General features: G+C 66.1%; 16 protein-coding genes. 9 read left to right on the forward strand and 7 right to left on the reverse strand.

Going from position 1 to position 17,328, the window contains the following annotated elements:
- Window positions 1-2 precede the first annotated feature (2 nt).
- Window positions 3-1,238: a multidrug effflux MFS transporter gene (locus ACQY8B_RS05535; RefSeq protein WP_237675246.1), complete on the reverse strand. Its 1,236-nt coding sequence runs from the start codon at window positions 1,236-1,238 to the stop codon at window positions 3-5.
- A 102-nt stretch (window positions 1,239-1,340) separates the two neighbouring features.
- Window positions 1,341-3,524, reverse strand: coding sequence for an RNA polymerase sigma factor RpoD (gene rpoD, locus ACQY8B_RS05540; protein ID WP_234382454.1), 2,184 nt, complete (start codon window positions 3,522-3,524; stop codon window positions 1,341-1,343).
- On the opposite strand from rpoD, the gene ACQY8B_RS05545 reads away from it, so the two are divergent.
- Complete coding sequence (locus ACQY8B_RS05545) at window positions 3,517-3,846, forward strand: hypothetical protein (protein WP_422085772.1); 330 nt, start codon at window positions 3,517-3,519, stop codon at window positions 3,844-3,846. The genes rpoD and ACQY8B_RS05545 overlap by 8 nt on opposite strands.
- A 123-nt stretch (window positions 3,847-3,969) precedes the next feature.
- On the opposite strand, the gene dnaG is transcribed toward ACQY8B_RS05545, so the two are convergent.
- Complete coding sequence (gene dnaG / locus ACQY8B_RS05550; protein ID WP_422085773.1) at window positions 3,970-5,991, reverse strand: DNA primase; 2,022 nt, start codon at window positions 5,989-5,991, stop codon at window positions 3,970-3,972.
- A gap of 82 nt (window positions 5,992-6,073) precedes the next feature.
- On the opposite strand from dnaG, the gene ACQY8B_RS05555 reads away from it, so the two are divergent.
- The gene (locus ACQY8B_RS05555) at window positions 6,074-7,021 is read left to right on the forward strand and encodes a YihY/virulence factor BrkB family protein (RefSeq protein ID WP_422085774.1); all 948 of its coding nucleotides are present in this window, start codon (window positions 6,074-6,076) and stop codon (window positions 7,019-7,021) included.
- Here the strand turns inward: ACQY8B_RS05555 and ACQY8B_RS05560 are convergent.
- Together ACQY8B_RS05560 and ACQY8B_RS05565 are read right to left on the reverse strand one after the other, a co-directional pair.
- On the reverse strand, window positions 6,969-7,727 hold the full coding sequence (locus ACQY8B_RS05560; RefSeq protein ID WP_422085775.1) for a 3-hydroxyacyl-CoA dehydrogenase: 759 nt from the start codon (window positions 7,725-7,727) through the stop codon (window positions 6,969-6,971). The two genes, ACQY8B_RS05555 and ACQY8B_RS05560, sit on opposite strands and share 53 nt — an antisense overlap.
- A 269-nt stretch (window positions 7,728-7,996) precedes the next feature.
- Complete coding sequence (locus ACQY8B_RS05565; protein WP_198088673.1) at window positions 7,997-8,548, reverse strand: phasin family protein; 552 nt, start codon at window positions 8,546-8,548, stop codon at window positions 7,997-7,999.
- 182 nt (window positions 8,549-8,730) lie between these two features.
- Between ACQY8B_RS05565 and ACQY8B_RS05570 the strand changes: the two genes are divergently transcribed.
- Window positions 8,731-9,657, forward strand: a complete 927-nt coding sequence (locus tag ACQY8B_RS05570; protein WP_422085776.1) for a histone deacetylase — start codon at window positions 8,731-8,733, stop codon at window positions 9,655-9,657.
- A complete protein-coding gene (locus ACQY8B_RS05575; protein WP_422085777.1) occupies window positions 9,654-10,097 on the forward strand; it encodes an acyl-CoA thioesterase in 444 nt (147 codons plus the stop codon). The genes ACQY8B_RS05570 and ACQY8B_RS05575 overlap by 4 nt, the downstream gene beginning before the upstream one ends.
- A 70-nt stretch (window positions 10,098-10,167) precedes the next feature.
- Here ACQY8B_RS05575 and ACQY8B_RS05580 read toward each other — a convergent pair whose 3' ends face one another.
- Complete coding sequence (locus ACQY8B_RS05580; RefSeq protein ID WP_081268646.1) at window positions 10,168-10,575, reverse strand: hypothetical protein; 408 nt, start codon at window positions 10,573-10,575, stop codon at window positions 10,168-10,170.
- 50 nt (window positions 10,576-10,625) lie between these two features.
- Entirely contained in the window at window positions 10,626-10,859 is a 234-nt protein-coding gene (locus tag ACQY8B_RS05585; RefSeq protein ID WP_081268647.1) for a CsbD family protein, read from the reverse strand.
- 195 nt (window positions 10,860-11,054) lie between these two features.
- Here ACQY8B_RS05585 and pncB point away from each other — a divergent pair, with 195 nt between their 5' ends.
- Genes pncB through ACQY8B_RS05610 form a run of 5 tightly spaced genes read left to right on the forward strand, consistent with a single transcriptional unit; the run spans window position 11,055 to window position 17,303 of the window.
- On the forward strand, window positions 11,055-12,275 hold the full coding sequence (gene pncB, locus ACQY8B_RS05590; protein WP_422085778.1) for a nicotinate phosphoribosyltransferase: 1,221 nt from the start codon (window positions 11,055-11,057) through the stop codon (window positions 12,273-12,275).
- A 48-nt stretch (window positions 12,276-12,323) separates the two neighbouring features.
- Entirely contained in the window at window positions 12,324-13,736 is a 1,413-nt protein-coding gene (locus tag ACQY8B_RS05595) for a sodium:proton antiporter (RefSeq protein ID WP_422085779.1), read from the forward strand.
- 28 nt (window positions 13,737-13,764) lie between these two features.
- The gene (locus ACQY8B_RS05600) at window positions 13,765-14,751 is read left to right on the forward strand and encodes a 2-hydroxyacid dehydrogenase (protein WP_422085780.1); all 987 of its coding nucleotides are present in this window, start codon (window positions 13,765-13,767) and stop codon (window positions 14,749-14,751) included.
- Between the two features lie 24 nt (window positions 14,752-14,775).
- Complete coding sequence (locus ACQY8B_RS05605) at window positions 14,776-16,143, forward strand: DNA recombination protein RmuC (RefSeq protein ID WP_422085781.1); 1,368 nt, start codon at window positions 14,776-14,778, stop codon at window positions 16,141-16,143.
- Window positions 16,140-17,303: an MFS transporter gene (locus tag ACQY8B_RS05610; RefSeq protein ID WP_422085782.1), complete on the forward strand. Its 1,164-nt coding sequence runs from the start codon at window positions 16,140-16,142 to the stop codon at window positions 17,301-17,303. The genes ACQY8B_RS05605 and ACQY8B_RS05610 overlap by 4 nt, the downstream gene beginning before the upstream one ends.
- Window positions 17,304-17,328 lie beyond the last annotated feature (25 nt).

The following is a 17,328-nucleotide window of genomic DNA, read 5'->3' on the forward strand; positions in this document are numbered from 1 at the left end:
GCTCAGCCTTCGTGGGCGACCATGCGCCCGATCTCGGGCCAGCGGCCGTGCAGCCAAACCCAGGCGACGAGGCCGATGGCGAGCATGGCCATCGAAGTCAGCGCCAGCGCGAGCGTGGAATGCATCACCAGCGGCGCCACCGCGCCGGCCACGATGCCGTTGGCGGTGGAGCCGATCACGGCCTGCAGCGACGAGGCCATGCCGCGGCGCTCGGGGTGCAGGTCGAGCACCAGCAGCGTGACCACCGGCACCATCAGCGCCCAGCCGAAGGCGAACACCGCCAGCGGCCACAGCGCCCATGCCACGTGCGCCTGGAAGAAGGTGTTGGCCACCACGTTGACCACCGAGGTGATCAGCATGATGAGAAAGCCGTCGCGGATCTGCCGCTTGGGCGCGACCTTGCCGGCCATGCGCCCGCTGGCGCGCGCGCCGAGCATGATGCCGCCGATGGTCAGCAGGAAGAACCAGAAGAACTGCTGCGGCTGCAGGGCGAGGTGGTCGCCGAGGAACGCGGGCGCGGCCAGCACGTAGAGGAACATGCCGTTGAAGGGCACCCCGCTGGCAAAGGCCAGCAGCAGGAAGCGCGGGTCGGAGCACAGGTCCCAGTAGCCGCGCATCAGGTGGCGCACCTGGAAGGGCTGGCGGTGGTCCTTGTGCAGCGTCTCGGGCAGCAGCTTGTAGTTGGCCGTGAACAGCACCACGCCCACCGCCACCAGGAACCAGAACACCGCATGCCAGCCCGCGTGCACGAACAGGAAGCCGCCCACGATGGGCGCGATGGCCGGCGCCACGCCGAAGTAGATCGTGACCTGGCTCATAACCCGCTGCGCCTCTGCGGGCGGGAACATGTCGCGGATCACCGCGCGCGACACCACGATGCCGGCGCCGGTCGACAGGCCCTGCAGCCCGCGGAACAGCACCAGCTGCGTGATGTTCTGCGACAGCGCGCAGCCCAGCGACGCCAGCGTGAACACCGCCAGCCCCCACAGCACCACGGGGCGGCGCCCGAAGCTGTCCGACAGCGCGCCGTGGAACAGGTTCATGAACGCGAAGCCGAAAAGGTAGGCCGAGAGCGTCTGCTGCATCTCTGCAGGCGTCGCGCCGATCGATTGCGCGATGCCCGAGAACGCCGGGATGTAGGTGTCGATCGAGAAGGGCCCGAGCATGCCCAGCACGGCGAGCAGCACGGCAAGCGCCCAGCGCGGGGCCTGCCAGAGTTTGTCTGCATCGGGATTCATGGAAAGGCAGCTCCGTTGTACTTGTTGTCTGTCTACGAAAAAGAGAACGCCCGCCGCCCGTGTGAGGGGCAAGGCGGGCGCTTTGGCTTCAGCGAACCCGGATTACAGGGTGTCGATGAAGCTGCGCAGCTTGTCCGAACGGCTCGGGTGCTTCAGCTTGCGCAGCGCCTTGGCTTCGATCTGGCGGATGCGTTCGCGGGTCACGTCGAACTGCTTGCCGACTTCTTCCAGCGTGTGGTCAGTCGACATTTCGATGCCGAAGCGCATGCGCAGCACCTTGGCTTCGCGCGGCGTGAGCGAGTCGAGGATGTCCTTGACCACGTCGCGCAGGCCGGCCTGCATGGCGGCTTCGATGGGCGCAGTGTTGCTGCTGTCCTCGATGAAGTCGCCCAGGTGCGAATCGTCGTCGTCGCCGATGGGGGTTTCCATCGAGATCGGCTCCTTGGCGATCTTCATGATCTTGCGGATCTTGTCTTCCGGGATCTCCATCTTCGCGGCCAGGATGCCGGCGTCGGGCTCGAAGCCGAACTCCTGCAAGTGCTGGCGCGAAATGCGGTTCATCTTGTTGATCGTCTCGATCATGTGCACCGGGATGCGGATGGTGCGCGCCTGGTCGGCGATCGAGCGGGTGATGGCCTGGCGGATCCACCACGTCGCGTAGGTCGAAAACTTGTAGCCGCGACGGTATTCGAACTTGTCGACCGCCTTCATCAGGCCGATGTTGCCTTCCTGGATCAGGTCCAGGAACTGCAGGCCGCGGTTGGTGTACTTCTTGGCGATGGAGATCACGAGGCGCAGGTTGGCCTCGATCATTTCCTTCTTGGCGTCGCGCGAAGACGATTCGCCTTCGTTCATGCGCTTGTTGATGTCCTTGAGCTGCGTGAGCGGCACCACCACGCGCGACTGGATGTCGGCGAGCTTCTGCTGCAGTTCCTGCACCGGCGGGATGTTGCGCCCGAGCACCGTGCTCCACGGCTTGCCGGCGGCGGCCTGCTTCTCGACCCACTTGAGGTTCAGCAGGTTGGACGGAACGACGTTGCCGTTCTTGTCGAAGCCGCTGAAGTCGCGGATGAACTCTTCCTGCGGGAAGCCGCACTTGTCCACGATGATGCGGCGCAGCTCGCGTTCCTTCTTGCGGACGTCGTCCACCTGCGTGCGCACCAGGTCGCACAGCTTCTCGATGGTGCGGGCGGTGAAGCGGATGGTCATCAGCTCGTCCGACATGGCCTGCTGGGCCTTGGCGTACGCCGGCGTGCCGTAGCCTTCCTTGTCGTAGATCTTGTGGACCTTCTCGAACAGGGCGGCGATGCGGTCGAAGCGCTCGAGCGCGTCGCGCTTGAGTTCTTCGAGCTTCTTGGTCAGGGCCTTGGAGCCGCCCTTGCCGTCGTCGTCGTCTTCTTCGTCGAATTCGTCGAAGTCTTCTTCGGCCACATAGTCGTCGGCCTCGTTGGGGTTCGAGAAGCCGTCGACGATGGTCGAGATGACGACCTTGCCTTCACGGATCTCGGCGGCCAGGCGCAGGATTTCAGCGATGGTGGCTGGGGAGGCCGAGATGGCTTCCATCATGGCCATCAGGCCGCCCTCGATGCGCTTGGCGATTTCGATTTCGCCTTCGCGGGTCAGCAACTCGACCGTGCCCATTTCGCGCATGTACATGCGCACGGGGTCGGTGGTGCGGCCGAACTCGCTGTCCACCGTGGAAAGAGCCGCTTCGGCTTCTTCCTCGGCTTCTTCCACCGTGGTGGCGGTGGGCGCGGTGTTGTTCAGCAGCAGGGTTTCGGCGTCGGGCGTCTGCTCGTACACCGCCACGCCCATGTCGTTGAGCATGGTGACCACGACTTCCATGGTCTCGGCGTCGACCAGCTTGTCGGGCAAGTGGTCGGAGATTTCGCCGTGCGTGAGGTAGCCGCGCGTCTTGCCCAGCGTGATCAGGGTCTTCAGGCGCGAGCGGCGCTTGGCCAGGTCTTCTTCGGAGAGCACGGTCTCGTCGAGACCGAATTCCTTCATCAAGGCGCGTTCCTTCGCCTTGCTGATCTTCATGCGCAGCGGCTTGACCTTCTCTTCGGTGGTCGTGGCTGCCGCGGGTTCGTCGCCGGCCAGGTCGTCCTCGATGTCCGACAGGTCGATGTCGCTCTCGGGCGCGTCCTTGTCAGCCTTGGGCTTGCGGCCGCGCTTGGCGCCGGTGGTGGCAGCGGCGCCGGCGGCCTTGGGCGGGCGCCCGACTTTCTTGGCGGCGGGGGCGGCGGCTTTTTTGGGATCGTCGAGAGAGGTCGATTTCGTGGGCACGGTTTTCACTTTCGTTGCGGCTGCCGATTTGGTTGCGGCGGCACCCGTCTTAGATGCCGGCGACTGGCCGGCTTTCAACGGTTTTTCTGCTGCGGGCTTGGTGGCGACGCTTTTGGCAAGTGAAGGAGCAGGCTTCTTTGAACTGGGCATACGACCTCGTTACGGCAAGAAAAGACAAGCGGAATCACAGGCGCGCCGTCACGCGGACAGCGCCACCACGCCCGTGCACAGGCACGGACAAAACAATTGGGAAAGAGGAAGTGATTCCTCAACAGGCAAGATGTCGGGCGAACATTTGGTGTGCAGTCCTTGCGGTTATTGACCCTTTCCGCCGGAATTTACCGTTGGAGTGCGTTGCGCTAGGGGTCGGCCCGGAGGTGCTGCTGTCGCTCTTGCCTAATTTCGCCAGTTGCGAAGCCCTACATTATAGCGCGTTGCGCAAATTTCAAGCACTTTCTGTACCGGACGGGCGCAGGCGGTTGCGCAATTCGAGCCGGCGCGCCTCCAGCGCCTTGTAGCGCTCCAGGGCCTTCGGGTCTTTACCTACGGCCGCGATGGCCTCGCTCTGCTGGGCTTTCAGGCGGTCGTCGAGCATGAAGTCGAGCACGCTGGTCAGCTCCTTGGCGGCGTCGGCCAGGTGCTGTTCTTCCTCGCCCTCGGGCACCGGCCCGGCTTCGGAGACGGCCATGAGCCGCTCGGCCAGCGGCTCGAAGTCGAGCCCGCGCAGCCCCTCGCGCAGCGCCGCCCAGGGCTGGACGCCGTGCTCGTGCAGCTGGCTGTCGAGCCATGTGAAGAGTGCGCCGTGCGAGCCGGGCAGGTCGCACAGCATCAGGTGCAGCTCGTGCGAAAGCGCCTCCCACTGCGCCATGTTCGACAGCAGCAGCCGCACCGCCACGTCGGGCCGGCTGGGCGGGGTGCCGCGGCCGCGCAGCGGCTCGATGGGCTCCTCGAACTTGCCGCCCCAGCGCTTGCCCTTGGTGAACTTGCGCTGCGGCTGGAACTTGGGCTTGCTATCGCTTTCATAGCGCGGCGGCTCGTAGTCCTGTGGCGGCGGCATGTCGGGGTAGTAGTCGTCCCCGCCACCCGTGTACATGGGCGGTTCGTTGTGGCGCTGTCCGGCGGAGGCGCCGCCAGGCTTGCGCGGGCCGGGCGTGGAAGCCCACAGCTCCGAGAGCGCCGCCGCGTCGAGCTGCACCAGCGCGGCGATCTCGCCCAGCAGCTGGCGCTTGAGCGCGCCGTCGGGCATGGCGCTCCAGAGCGGGCGCACGTTGCTGGTCATGTGGGCGCGGCCTTCGGCAGTGGTCAGGTCGCAGCCTTCGCGGGCGGCTTCGAGCATGAAGCGCGACAGCGGCGTGGCCTCGGTCACGAAGCGGGCGAAGGCCTCGGCGCCGTGCTCGCGGATGAAACTGTCGGGGTCGTGCTCGGCCGGCAGGAACAGAAACTTGATGCTGCGCACGTCGGTGGCGTAGGGCAGCGCGCCGTCGAGCGCCTTGCGTGCGGCGCGGCGGCCGGCGGCGTCCCCGTCGAAGCTGAACACCACCGATTCGGTGAAGCGGAAGAGCTTTTGCACATGCTCGCTCGTGCAGGCCGTGCCCAGCGTGGCCACCGCGTTCGGAAAACCGAGCTGCGCCAGCGCCACCACGTCCATGTAGCCCTCGGTGACCAGTGCGTAGCCACGGTCGCGGAAGGCGGCACGGGCTTCGTAGAGGCCGTAGAGCTCACGGCCCTTGCTGAACACGGGCGTTTCGGGCGAATTCAGGTACTTGGGCTTCTCGTCGCCCAGCACGCGGCCGCCGAAGCCGATGCACTCGCCCTTCACGTTGCGGATCGGGAACATCACGCGGTCGCGGAAGCGGTCGTAGCGCTTGGCTTCCTCCTCGCTGAGCTTGCCTTCTTCGTTGTTGACGATCACCAGCCCGCTCTCGGCGAGCAGCGGGTCGTCGTAGTCGGGGAACACGCTGGCCAGCGCGCGCCAGCCGGCCGGCGCGTAGCCGATGCCGAACTGCTTGGCCACCTCGCCGGACACGCCGCGACCCTTCAGGTATTCGATGGCGCCGGGCGCCTGGCGCAGGTGCTTGCGGTAGGCGTCGCCGGCCTTTTCGAGCACGTCTGTCAGCGTGGCCTGCTTCTGGCGCTGGCTGGCGGCGCGGGCGCGTTCGGCGGGGGAGGCGTCGTCCTCCGGCACCTGCAGGCCGTACTGGCCGGCCAGGTCATGCACCGCCTCGACAAAGCCCATGCCCGCATGCTCCATCAGGAAGCCGATGGCGTTGCCATGCACCCCGCAGCCGAAGCAGTGATAGAACTGCTTGGTCGGGCTGACGGAGAAAGAGGGCGATTTCTCGCCATGGAACGGGCACAGGCCCATGAAATTGGCGCCGGCCTTCTTGAGCTGCACATAGCGGCCGACGATCTCGACCACATCGGCGCGCGCGATGAGTTCCTGGATGAATGAAGCGGGGATGGTCATGTAGGCGAAGAGCGGCAAATCATACGCAAGCCGCCGAACGCCCGCGGCCGGGCGGCATACTGGCCGCGACCGAAATCCACGCATGACGATGTCCAACCCCTTGCAACATGCTGCTCCCGTGCTGCGCCACCCCGTGCGATTCGCCTGGGAGGCGCTGAAGGAATTCCGCGCCAACCAGGGCCTGCTTCTCGCGGGCGCGGTGGCGTACTACGCGCTCTTGTCCATCGTGCCGCTGCTGATCGTGAGCGTGATCGCGCTGTCGCACGTCATCGAGCAGGCCGAATTGCTGCGCACCATCGGGCGGTATCTCGAATGGCTGCTGCCGGGGCAGTCGAAAGCCATCGTGGCCGAACTGTCGAGCTTCCTGGATCATCGTGACGTGCTCGGGCCTGTGCTGCTGGTGACGATGATCTTCTTCAGCTCTCTGGCCTTCAGCGTGCTCGAGAGTGCGATGGCGGTGTTCTTCCACCACCGCAAGGCCGCCCACAAGCGCCATTTCCTGGTGTCCGTGGCCATGCCGTACGTCTACATCCTGTGCCTGTGCGTGGGGCTGCTGCTGGTCACGCTGGTGTCGGGAGCGCTGCAGCTGGTGGGGCAGGAAAGCGTCGACCTGCTGGGGCACAGCTGGTCGCTGTCGGGCATTTCGGGGCTTCTGCTGTACCTGCTGGGGCTGGGCGGCGAGATCTTCATGCTGACCTCGCTCTACCTCGTGATGCCGGCCGGGCGCATGTCGCTGCGGCATGCGCTGCTGGGCGGCGTGACGGCCGCGCTGCTGTGGGAGGCCACGCGGCGCGTGCTGATCTGGTACTTCTCGACGCTGTCGCAGGTGAACGTGGTCTACGGCTCGCTCACCACGGCGATCGTGGTGCTGCTGAGCCTGGAAATTGCGGCCACGCTGGTGCTGCTGGGGGCTCAGGTGATCGCGCAGTACGAGCGCCTGGACCGCACCGGCAGCACGAAGCCGCCAGCCTCCGAGCTCAGCGGGGAGCCAATCGAATCGCTCCGTCCAGACGAATCACTTCGCCGTTGAGCATGTCGTTCTCGATGATGTGCTTGGCCAGCTTGGCGTAGTCCTCGGGCGTGCCCAGGCGCGAGGGGAAGGGCACGCTGGCCGCCAGGGCGTCCTGCACTTCCTGAGGCATGCCGAACAGCATCGGCGTGCCGAAGATGCCGGGGGCGATGGTCATGTTGCGGATGCCGCTGCGCGCGAGGTCACGGGCGATCGGCAGCGTCATGCCGACCACGCCGCCCTTGGAGGCGCTGTAGGCCGCCTGGCCGATCTGGCCGTCGTAGGCCGCGACCGAGGCGGTTGAAATCAGCACGCCGCGCTCGCCGGTGGCTTCGGGCTCGTTCTTGCCCATGGCGTCGGCCGCCAGGCGGATCATGTTGAAGCTGCCGATCAGGTTGACCGTGACGGTCTTGCTGAACACGGCCAGTGCGTGCGGGCCGTTCTTGCCCACGGTCTTCTCGGCCGGCGCGATGCCGGCGCAGTTGACCAGTCCGACCAGCTTGCCGAGCTTGAGCGCGGCGGCCACCACCGCCTGGCCGTCGGCTTCCTGGCTCACGTCGCACTTGACGAACACGCCGCCGATTTCCTTGGCAACAGCTTCGCCCTTGTCAGCCTGCATGTCGGCGATGACCACCTTGGCGCCGTTGGCGGCCAGCATGCGCGCCGTGCCTTCGCCGAGGCCCGAAGCGCCACCGGTCACGATAAAAACCTTGCCGTCGATCTGCATTGAAAGTCTCCTGAAATGAAACACCCCCAGTCTTCGCGCACTTTGTGTCGCTACGCCAACCCCCTTGCAGGGGGCAACACCAGCAGCCCGGCGGAGCCGGTTCCGCGGTGTTCCGCTAGAAGGCCGCGTTGATTCGTCTGGCGGAAAACCGAGATAGGGCAGGCATTATCGAAGACGCCCGTCAGGCCAAAAAAAAGGCCTCATCCGAGGATGAGGCCCTGAATTGGATCCGTGAGGACCCAAGGAGACAACTGGTGGTGGTCGGCTGCTTAGCGCTTGCGCGAAGCGGTCGCGGTCTTCGCGGCGGCGACGGCTTGCGTCGACACGGCGTTGAAGTTGGCTTCGGCGACGTCCGACGCTTGCTTGACGGCCTTCTGAACCGATTCGAAAGCGTTGTTGGCGGCGGCCACGGCGCTCTTCAGCACGGCGACGGCGGTTTCCGAACCGGCCGGTGCATTCTTGGAAGCGCTGTCGACGAGGCCGACGAAGGCTTGCTGGGCTTCGGTGGCCTTGGCTTCGAAAGCCTTGCCGAACTCGGCGCCGGTGCCTTGGGCGATGTCGTACAGGTGACGGCTGTAGGCGGCGGTCTTTTCAGCCAGGGGCTGGAACAGGCTGGCTTGCAGCGTCAGCAGTTCTTGAGCGTCCTTCACGCTGAGGGCGGCCTGCGCGGTGCTCTGGGCTTCGGCCAGGGCTGCCTTGGAAGCGGTCACGTTCAGCTCGACCAGCTTTTCGACGCCTTCGAAGGCCTTGGTGGTCAGGCCGAACAGGGTTTCGAGGTTGGCTTTTTGGGCGGCGAGGATTTGGTCAGCGGTCAGGGCCATTTGAGATCTCCAGAAGGGATGATTAGGTGGTCGGTTCACGTTGCGCTGTCTCGCCGTCTATGTTGCGGTGCAGCATGGCCTCAAGTATAGGCAGCTGAGTTTTGCGGGCAAGGGGTTTTTGCTGCTCTGCAGCAATTTAGAACGCGTCTTCTAAATTCGGCCTGCCGCTCCAGAATGCGGGCATGCGCGCCTTCTATTCCGGCCAGTTCGTCCTGCCCCTGCCCGAGGGCCATCGCTTCCCCATGTCGCGCTACGCCATGCTGCGCGAACGCCTGCTGGAGCAGCTTCCGGCGGTGGTGATGGACGTGGCTCCACGTGCCGGCGACGACGAACTGGCGCTCGCCCACACACCCGAATGGATCTCTGCCGTCAGCGAGGGCAGCGTCAGCCCGCAGGCGATGCGCGAGATCGGCTTTCCCTGGAGCGAGGCGATGGTCGAGCGCTCGCGCCGCTCGGCCGGCGCCACCATCGCCGCCTGCCGCGTGGCCTTCGCGGAGGGCGTGTCGGCCAACATGGCGGGCGGCACGCACCATGCCTACGCCGACAAGGGCAGCGGCTTCTGCGTCTTCAACGACGCTGCCGTGGCCGCCCGGCTCATGCAGGCAGAGCACGCCCGAGCCGGGCAGTTGCTCAGGGTGGCGGTGATCGATCTCGACGTGCACCAAGGCAACGGCACCGCGAGCATCTTCCAGGGCGACCCGAGCGTGTTCACGCTGTCGCTGCACGGCCAGAAGAACTTTCCCTTCCGCAAGGAGACGAGCGACCTCGATGTCGAGTTGCCCGACGGCTGCGGCGACGCCGAGTATTTGGCCGCGCTGGAGCACGCACTCGACGAACTCGACCGGCGCTTTGTCCCCGGCCTCGTGATCTACCTCGCCGGTGCCGATCCCTTCGAGCGCGACCGCCTGGGCCGCCTCAAGCTGAGCTTCGACGGGCTGGAGGCGCGCGACCGGCGTGTGTTCGACTGGGCCTGGCAGCGCCGCCTGCCGATGGCATTCGCGATGGCCGGCGGCTACGCCAACGACATTGCGGAGACGGTGCAGGTGCAGGTCGGCACCTTCAGGGTGGGCCTGGAGTACTGGCGCCGCTGGCAAAATGCCGCGCGATGAGCGCCACCACCAAACCCACCCCGAATACACGTGAAGGCTATCGCGCCTTTCGCAGCATCCCGACGCGCTGGGCCGACAACGACATGTACGGCCACGTCAACAACGTCGTCTACTACAGCTGGTTCGATACGGCGGTGAACGCGCTGCTGATCGAGCGCGGCGCGCTCGACATCCACCAGGGTCAGACCATCGGCTTCGTGGTCGAGACCCAGTGCAACTACTTCGCTCCCATCGCGTTTCCGCAGACGGTGGAGGCGGGCATCCGCGTTGCGCAGGCCGGCCGCTCCAGCGTTCGCTATGAAATCGCTCTGTTCGCCGAAGGCTCGGACAGCGCCGCGGCGCAGGGCCACTTCATCCACGTCTACGTCGACCGCGCCACCCAGCGCCCGGTGCCGCTGCCGGAGGCATTGCAGCGGGTGGTCGAATCGCTCAAGGCCTGAGCGGAAACCAGTTCCTCAACGACAAACGGCGCCCGAGGGCGCCGTTCTGTCTTTTGAAGGCGGTCAGGCCTTACATCGTCTTCTTCATGGCCTTGATGTCGGCCTTGCCCTTGTCTTCGTCAGCCTTGGCCTGGTTCACGCAGGCGCTCTTGGCGTCGCCCTTCTGGTCGTCGCACTTTTCCTTGGCGACCTCGTAGGTGGCCTTCACCTTTTCTTCAGCGACCTTGCGGGCATGGCTGTCGCTCGGCTGGTATTGCTGCTCCAGCTCGGCCTTGGCCACGTCTTCCTTGCCCTTGGCTTCCTTCTGGCAGACGTCCTTGGCGTTGTCCTTCATCGTGTCGCACTGGGTCTTGGCGACCTTGTAGTCGGCCTCGATCTTTTCCTTGGCGACCTTGTATTCGTCCTTGGTCATCGCGCTGGCTTGCGTGGCGACGAAGCAGGTGGATGCGAGAGCGAGCATCAGCAGATGTTTTTTCATTGGAGTTTCCTTCCGGGAGTTGTTGAATCAGGTCGAAGTCGGCGGGCGCTTCAGTAGCGCTCGAACCACAGCGCGTCGGGCGTGCGGCCGTCGCGCGATTCCCATTCCTTCACCTGCTTCTCGGCTTCGTCGCGGCTGATGCCGTGGCGTTCCTGGATGCGGCCCAGCAGTTGGTCGCGCTTGCCGGCAATGACATCGAAGTCGTCGTCGGTCAGCTTTCCCCACTGCTCCTTGACCTTGCCCTTGAGCTGTTTCCAGTTGCCTTCGATGGTGTCCTTGTTCATGCGACTCTCCTTTGAGATGTTGATTCGGCGGACCGTTGCGCCGCCGTGAAGTCAATGTCGCCGGGTGGATTCACCCCATCGGTAGGACGTGCTGTCCGGGCCTCGTAGGCAGAGGCCGACGCGCCCCGTGATAATCGAGCGGACGCCGAAAGTTTGAGACACCGCATCGCATCGCACAGCATCGCGTACAGCACCATGATCATTCACAGCCTGCTCGACACCGACCTCTACAAATTCACGATGATGCAGGTCGTGCTGCACCACTTTCCCGGGGCCCGGGTCGAGTACCGCTTCAAGTGCCGCAACCCCGGTGTCGACCTGGCCCAGTTTGCGGGCCAGATCCGCGACGAGGTGCGCAGCCTGTGTTCGCTGCAGTTCCGCGACGCAGAGCTCGCCTACCTGCGCTCCATGCGCTTCATCAAGAGCGACTTCGTCGACTTTCTCGGTCTCTTCAGGCTCAACGAGAAGTACATCAACATCATTCCCCAGCCCTCGGGCGAGCTCGAGATCCGCATCAAGGGGCCGTGGCTGCACACCATCCTGTTCGAGATCCCGGTGCTGGCCATCGTCAACGAGGTCTACTTCCGCAACACCCGGAAGAAGCCCGATTTCGAAGAGGGCCGCCGCCGGCTCGAGACCAAGATCGCGCAACTGCAGGACGAGGGCCTGGCCGACCTCAAGATCGCCGACTACGGCACGCGCCGCCGCTTCTCCAAGGATTGGCATGAAGAGGTCCTGCGCACGCTGACCGCGCGGCTGGGCGCCGTCACCCCGCCGGCGGTGCAGCCGCCCACGGGCGCGCGGCTCCCGCAGCTCGCGGGCACCAGCAACGTGCTGTACGCCATGAAGCTCGGCCTGATCCCGCTGGGCACCATGGCGCACGAATACCTGCAGGCCTGCCAGGCGCTCGGCCCGCGGCTGCGCGACAGCCAGATCTTCGGCTTCGAGAGCTGGGCGCGCGAGTACCGCGGCGACCTCGGCATCGCGCTGTCCGACGTGTATGGCATGAGCGCCTTCCTGCGCGACTTCGACCTGTATTTCTGCAAGCTCTTCGACGGCGCCCGCCACGACAGCGGCGATCCGTTCCAGTGGGGCGAGCGCATGCTGGCGCACTACGTCGCCAACCGGGTCGACCCGCGTACCAAGACGCTGATCTTCAGCGACGGCCTGACGGTGCCGCGCACCATCGAGCTCTACCAGCAGTTCCGCGGCCGCTGCCAGCTGGCCTTCGGCATCGGCACCAACCTCACCAACGACCTGGGCTACGAGCCGCTGCAGATCGTCATCAAGATGATCCACTGCAACGACCAGCCGGTGGCCAAGCTGTCGGACACGCCGTCCAAGAACATGTGCGAGGACGAGAAATACCTGGCTTACCTGCGGCAGGTCTTCGAGATCGAACAACCCCCCGCCTGACGGCTGTACCCGCGCTGCGCACAGCACCGTCTGGTACGGTACGGCCCCATGCAAAAAACGATCCGACTGACCGCAGCCGCGGTATTGCTGCTCCTGCTTCCCGCGCTGGCCACGGCCGCGGATTTCGACGGCGGCAAGCTGTCGCCGCTGTGGGGTGTTCCGTTCGCGGGCATCCTGCTGTCGATCGCGCTGATGCCGCTGCTCGCGCCGTCGTTCTGGCACCACCACTACGGCAAGATCTCGGCCGCGTGGGCGCTGGCTTTTCTGCTGCCCTTTGCCGCCACCTATGGGGCAACGCTGGCCGGCGTGCAGCTGGTGCATGCGCTGGTGGCCGAGTACATCCCGTTCATCATCCTGCTGACGGCACTGTTCACCGTGGCGGGCGGCATCCACATCCGGGGCAACCTGCGCGGGGCACCGGGCCTGAACACGGCCATCCTGGCCATCGGCGCCGTGCTCGCGAGCTTCATGGGCACCACGGGCGCCTCGATGCTGCTGATACGGCCGCTGATCCGCGCCAACGACAACCGCGTGCACAGGGTGCACGTGATCGTGTTCTTCATCTTCATCGTGTCGAACGCGGGCGGCTCGCTCACGCCGCTGGGCGATCCGCCGCTGTTCCTCGGCTTCCTGAAGGGCGTCAGCTTTTTCTGGACCGTGCAGAACATCCTGCCCGAGACGCTCTTCATACTGGCCGTGCTGCTGGCGCTGTTCTATTTCATCGACCGCCACTACTACCGCAAGGAAGGCGTGCTGCCAGTCGACCCGACGCCCGACACTCCCGGCATCCGCTTCGACGGTGCCGCCAACTTCTGGCTGCTGGGCGGCATCGTCGCGCTGGTGCTGATGAGCGGCTTCTGGAAGTCGCCCGTGGTGTTCGACGTGTTCGGCACCGAGGTCGGCCTGCCGGGCCTGCTGCGCGATGTGGGGCTGGCGCTGATCGCGGTGGTCTCGTACAAGCTCACCGCGCCCAAGGTGCACGCAGACAACCAGTTCGAATGGGGGCCGATGGCCGAGGTGGCCAAGCTGTTCGCGGGAATCTTCCTGACCATCATCCCGGTGATCGCGATGCTCAAGGCCGGCACGCAAGGGCCGTTCGGCGCCATCGTCTCGGCCGTGACGCGCGCCGACGGCCAGCCCGATCCGGCGATGTACTTCTGGGCCACCGGCGTGCTGAGTTCCTTCCTCGACAACGCGCCGACCTACCTCGTGTTCTTCAACACCGCGGGCGGCGATCCGGCCGCACTGATGACGACCTATGCCTCCACGCTGGCCGCCATTTCGGCCGGTGCGGTGTTCATGGGTGCCAACACCTACATCGGCAACGCGCCGAACCTCATGGTCAAGGCCATCGCCGAAAGCCGCGGCGTGCGCATGCCGAGCTTCTTCGGCTACATGGCGTGGTCGATGGCGATCCTGGTTCCGCTGTTCGTCATCTGCACCTTCATCTTCTTCCGCTGATCTTCTTCCCTCGACAAGAGACAACATCATGAGCAAGCCCAAGATCCTGGTCGCGCGCGCGATCTTTCCCGAGACCATCGAGCGCCTGTCGCAGCATTTCGAGGTCGAGTCGAACCAGTCCGACGAAAGCTGGAGCAAGGATCAGCTCATCGCGAAGCTGCAGGGCAAAGCGGGTGCCTTCACCACCGGCAGCGAGCGCATCGACGCCGCCGTGCTCGACGCCTGTCCCGACCTGAAGATCTGCGCCAACATGGCGGTGGGCTACAACAACTTCGACGTCGACGCGATGGCCGCGCACGGCGTGCTCGGCACCAACGCGCCCGATGTGCTGACCGAGACCACGGCCGACTTCGGCTTCGCGCTGCTCATGGCCACGGCGCGCCGCATCACCGAGAGCGAACACTTCCTGCGCGCAGGCAAGTGGCAGAAGTGGAGCTTCGACATGTTCGCGGGCTCCGACATCCACGGTTCCACGCTGGGCATCATCGGCATGGGCCGCATCGGGCAGGGCATCGCGAAGCGCGGCGCGCACGGCTTCGGCATGAAGGTGGTCTATCACAACCGCTCGAAGCTCGACGCCTCGCTCGAGGCCGAATGCAAGGCCAGCTACGTGAGCAAGGAAGAGCTGCTCAAGACCGCCGACCACGTGGTGCTGGTGGTGCCGTACTCGGCGGCTTCGCACCACACCATCGGCGCGGCAGAGATCGCGCTGATGAAGCCGACGGCCACGCTCGTCAACATCGCGCGCGGCGGCATCGTGGACGACGCGGCGCTGGCTGTTGCATTGCGCGAGAAGCGCATTGCCGCCGCCGGCCTCGACGTGTTCGAGGGCGAGCCCAAGGTCCACCCCGACCTGCTGACCGTGCCCAACGTCGTGCTCACGCCGCACATCGCCAGCGCCACCGTGCCCACGCGCCGCGCAATGGCCGACCTGGCCGCCGACAACCTCATCGCCTACTTCGGCGGCAAGGGACCGCTGACACCGGTGACGCCCGTGCCCGCCGCCCGCAAGTAAGAAGCAAGAGGCGACAACCAGACCTTGGACACTGCCCTTATCCTGATCGGACTGGCCGTACTCGCGGTCATCCAGCTCGTGCTGGTTATATGGCTGCTGGCCCGCCGGCAGCCCCCGGCCGACCACGGCGACCTGCTGCGCGTGCTTGCCAACATCGGCTCGGCCAACGAGCGCACCGAGCGCGAACTGCGCCGGGAAATCGCCGACAGCTCGCGCGGTGCCCGCCAGGAAACCACGCAGGCCTTTGCCACCTTCCAGCGCGCTCTGGTGCAGCAGGGCGCCGAGGCCACACGCACCCAGAACGCGCAGCTCGATGCCTTTTCGCTGCAGCTCGCGTCGCTGCAGAAGACGCTGGCCGACACGCTCAATACGCAACTGCAGGGCCTGAGCGAATCGAACGCACGCCGTCTTTCGGAGGTGCGCGCGACCATGGAGTCCCAGCTCGCGCAGCTGCAGCAGACCAATGCCGCCAAGCTCGACGAGATGCGCAAGACCGTCGACGAGAAGCTGCAGAGCACGCTCGAAACCCGCCTGGGCGAAAGCTTCAAGCAGGTGGCCGACCGGCTCGAGCAGGTGCACAAGGGGCTCGGCGAAATGCAGACGCTGGCCGTCGGTGTCGGCAGCCTGCAGCGCGTGCTGACCAACGTGAAGACGCGCGGCGTGTTCGGCGAGGTGCAGCTCGAAGCCTTGCTCGAGCAGGTGCTCACGCCCGACCAGTTCGCCAAGCAGATCGAGACCAAGCCGCGCAGCGGGCAGCGCGTCGACTTCGCCATCCGCTTTCCGGGGCGTGGCGAGGAGGGCGCGCCCGTGTGGCTGCCGATCGACGCCAAGTTCCCGCGCGACGACTACGAGCGCCTGATCGACGCGCATGAGCGTGCCGACGCGCCCGGCGCGGAGCTGGCCGCCAAGGCGCTGGAGGCGCGCATCCGCACCGAGGCCAAGTCGATTGCCGACAACTACCTCGCGGCGCCGCACACCACCGACTTCGCCATCCTCTTCCTGCCGGTCGAAAGCCTCTACGCCGAGGTGCTGCGCCGCCCCGGACTGATGGACGCCATCCAGCGCCAGCACCGCGTGACGCTGGCCGGCCCGACCACCCTGCTCGCCATGCTCAACAGCTTGCACATGGGCTTTCGCACGCTCGCGCTGGAGCAGCAGGCCTCCGAGGTCTGGAAGGTGCTGGGCGCGGTCAAGACCGAGTTCGAGCGCTACGGCGACTGGGTCGCGCGGATCAAGGAACAAGTGGCCAAGGCGTCCGACACGCTCGACAAGGCCGACACGCGCGCCAAGCAGATGCGCCTGGCGCTGCGCAAGGTCGAGGCCCTGCCCGAGGCGCAGTCGCAGGCGCTGCTGCCGCCCACCGCCGACAGCGAGGGCGACGACACCCCGTGAAAGGCTCCGAGCTTCTGCGCGTCATCGGCGCCCAGGTCTGCCTGCATGCCACCATGGCCGGCATGCGTCTCGCCACACCGCTGCTGGCGCTGCAGCAGGGCTACAGCGCGGCGGCGGTCGGCGTGCTGATCTCCCTGTTCGCGCTGACCCAGGTGTTCCTGGCGCTGCCCGCGGGGCGCTTTGCCGACCGGTACGGCTTCAAGCGGCCGCTGTGGCTGTCGGTGATTGCGGCGGTGGTCGGCGCGGGGCTGGTGGTGGTGTTCCCCGTGTTCCCGGTGATGTGCCTGTCGGCCTTGCTGACCGGCGGCGCCACCGGCTCGACCGTCATTGCGCTGCAGCGGCATGTGGGGCGGTCCGCGCATGACCCGACGCAGCTCAAGCGCGTGTTCAGCTGGCTCGCAATTGCACCGGCGGCGGCCAATTTCGTCGGGCCTTTCCTGGCCGGGATGCTGATCGACCACGCAGGCCGCGCGCCGGCGGACATGCTGGCCTTTCGCGTCTGCTTCGCGGTGATGGCGGCGCTGCCCCTCGTCTGCTGGTTGCTCGCGCGCGGCGCGCACGAGCCGCCGCCCACGCCGCCGCTGGCGGGTGCCACGCCCACGCGCGCCTGGGACCTGCTGCGCGAGCCGATGTTCCGCCGCCTGCTGTTCGTGAACTGGCTGCAGTCGTCGAGCTGGGACGTGCACGCCTTCGTGCTGCCGGTGCTGGGGCACGACAGGGGCATCAGCGCTTCGGTGATCGGCTCGATACTGGGCGCTTTCGCGGTTGCGGCTGCCGCCATTCGGGTGGTGCTGCCGGTGATCGCATTGCGCGCCTCCGAGCGCAGCGTGATCCTGAGCTCCACCGTGGTGACGGCGCTGGTGTTCGCGGTCTATCCGCTGCTCGACGCGGCCTGGGCCATGGGCGTGTGCTCGGTGATCCTGGGCTTCGCACTCGGCGCCGTGCAGCCGATGGTGATGAGCATGCTGCACCAGATCACGCCGCACACGCGGCACGGCGAGGCGCTGGGGCTGCGCCTGATGACCATCAATGCGTCGAGCGTGGCGATGCCGATGCTGTTCGGCTCGCTCGGCGCGCTGATAGGCATCGCAGGTGTGTTCTGGGTGGTCGGCGGCGTGCTGGCGCTGGGCGCGCGCGCTACATGGGGCCTGAAGGTCTGACATGGCGCCGCCTGCCGTTCGGCAG

It is taken from the genome of Variovorax sp. (assembly GCF_965279555.1).
Taxonomy (GTDB): Bacteria; Pseudomonadota; Gammaproteobacteria; order Burkholderiales; family Burkholderiaceae_C; genus Variovorax.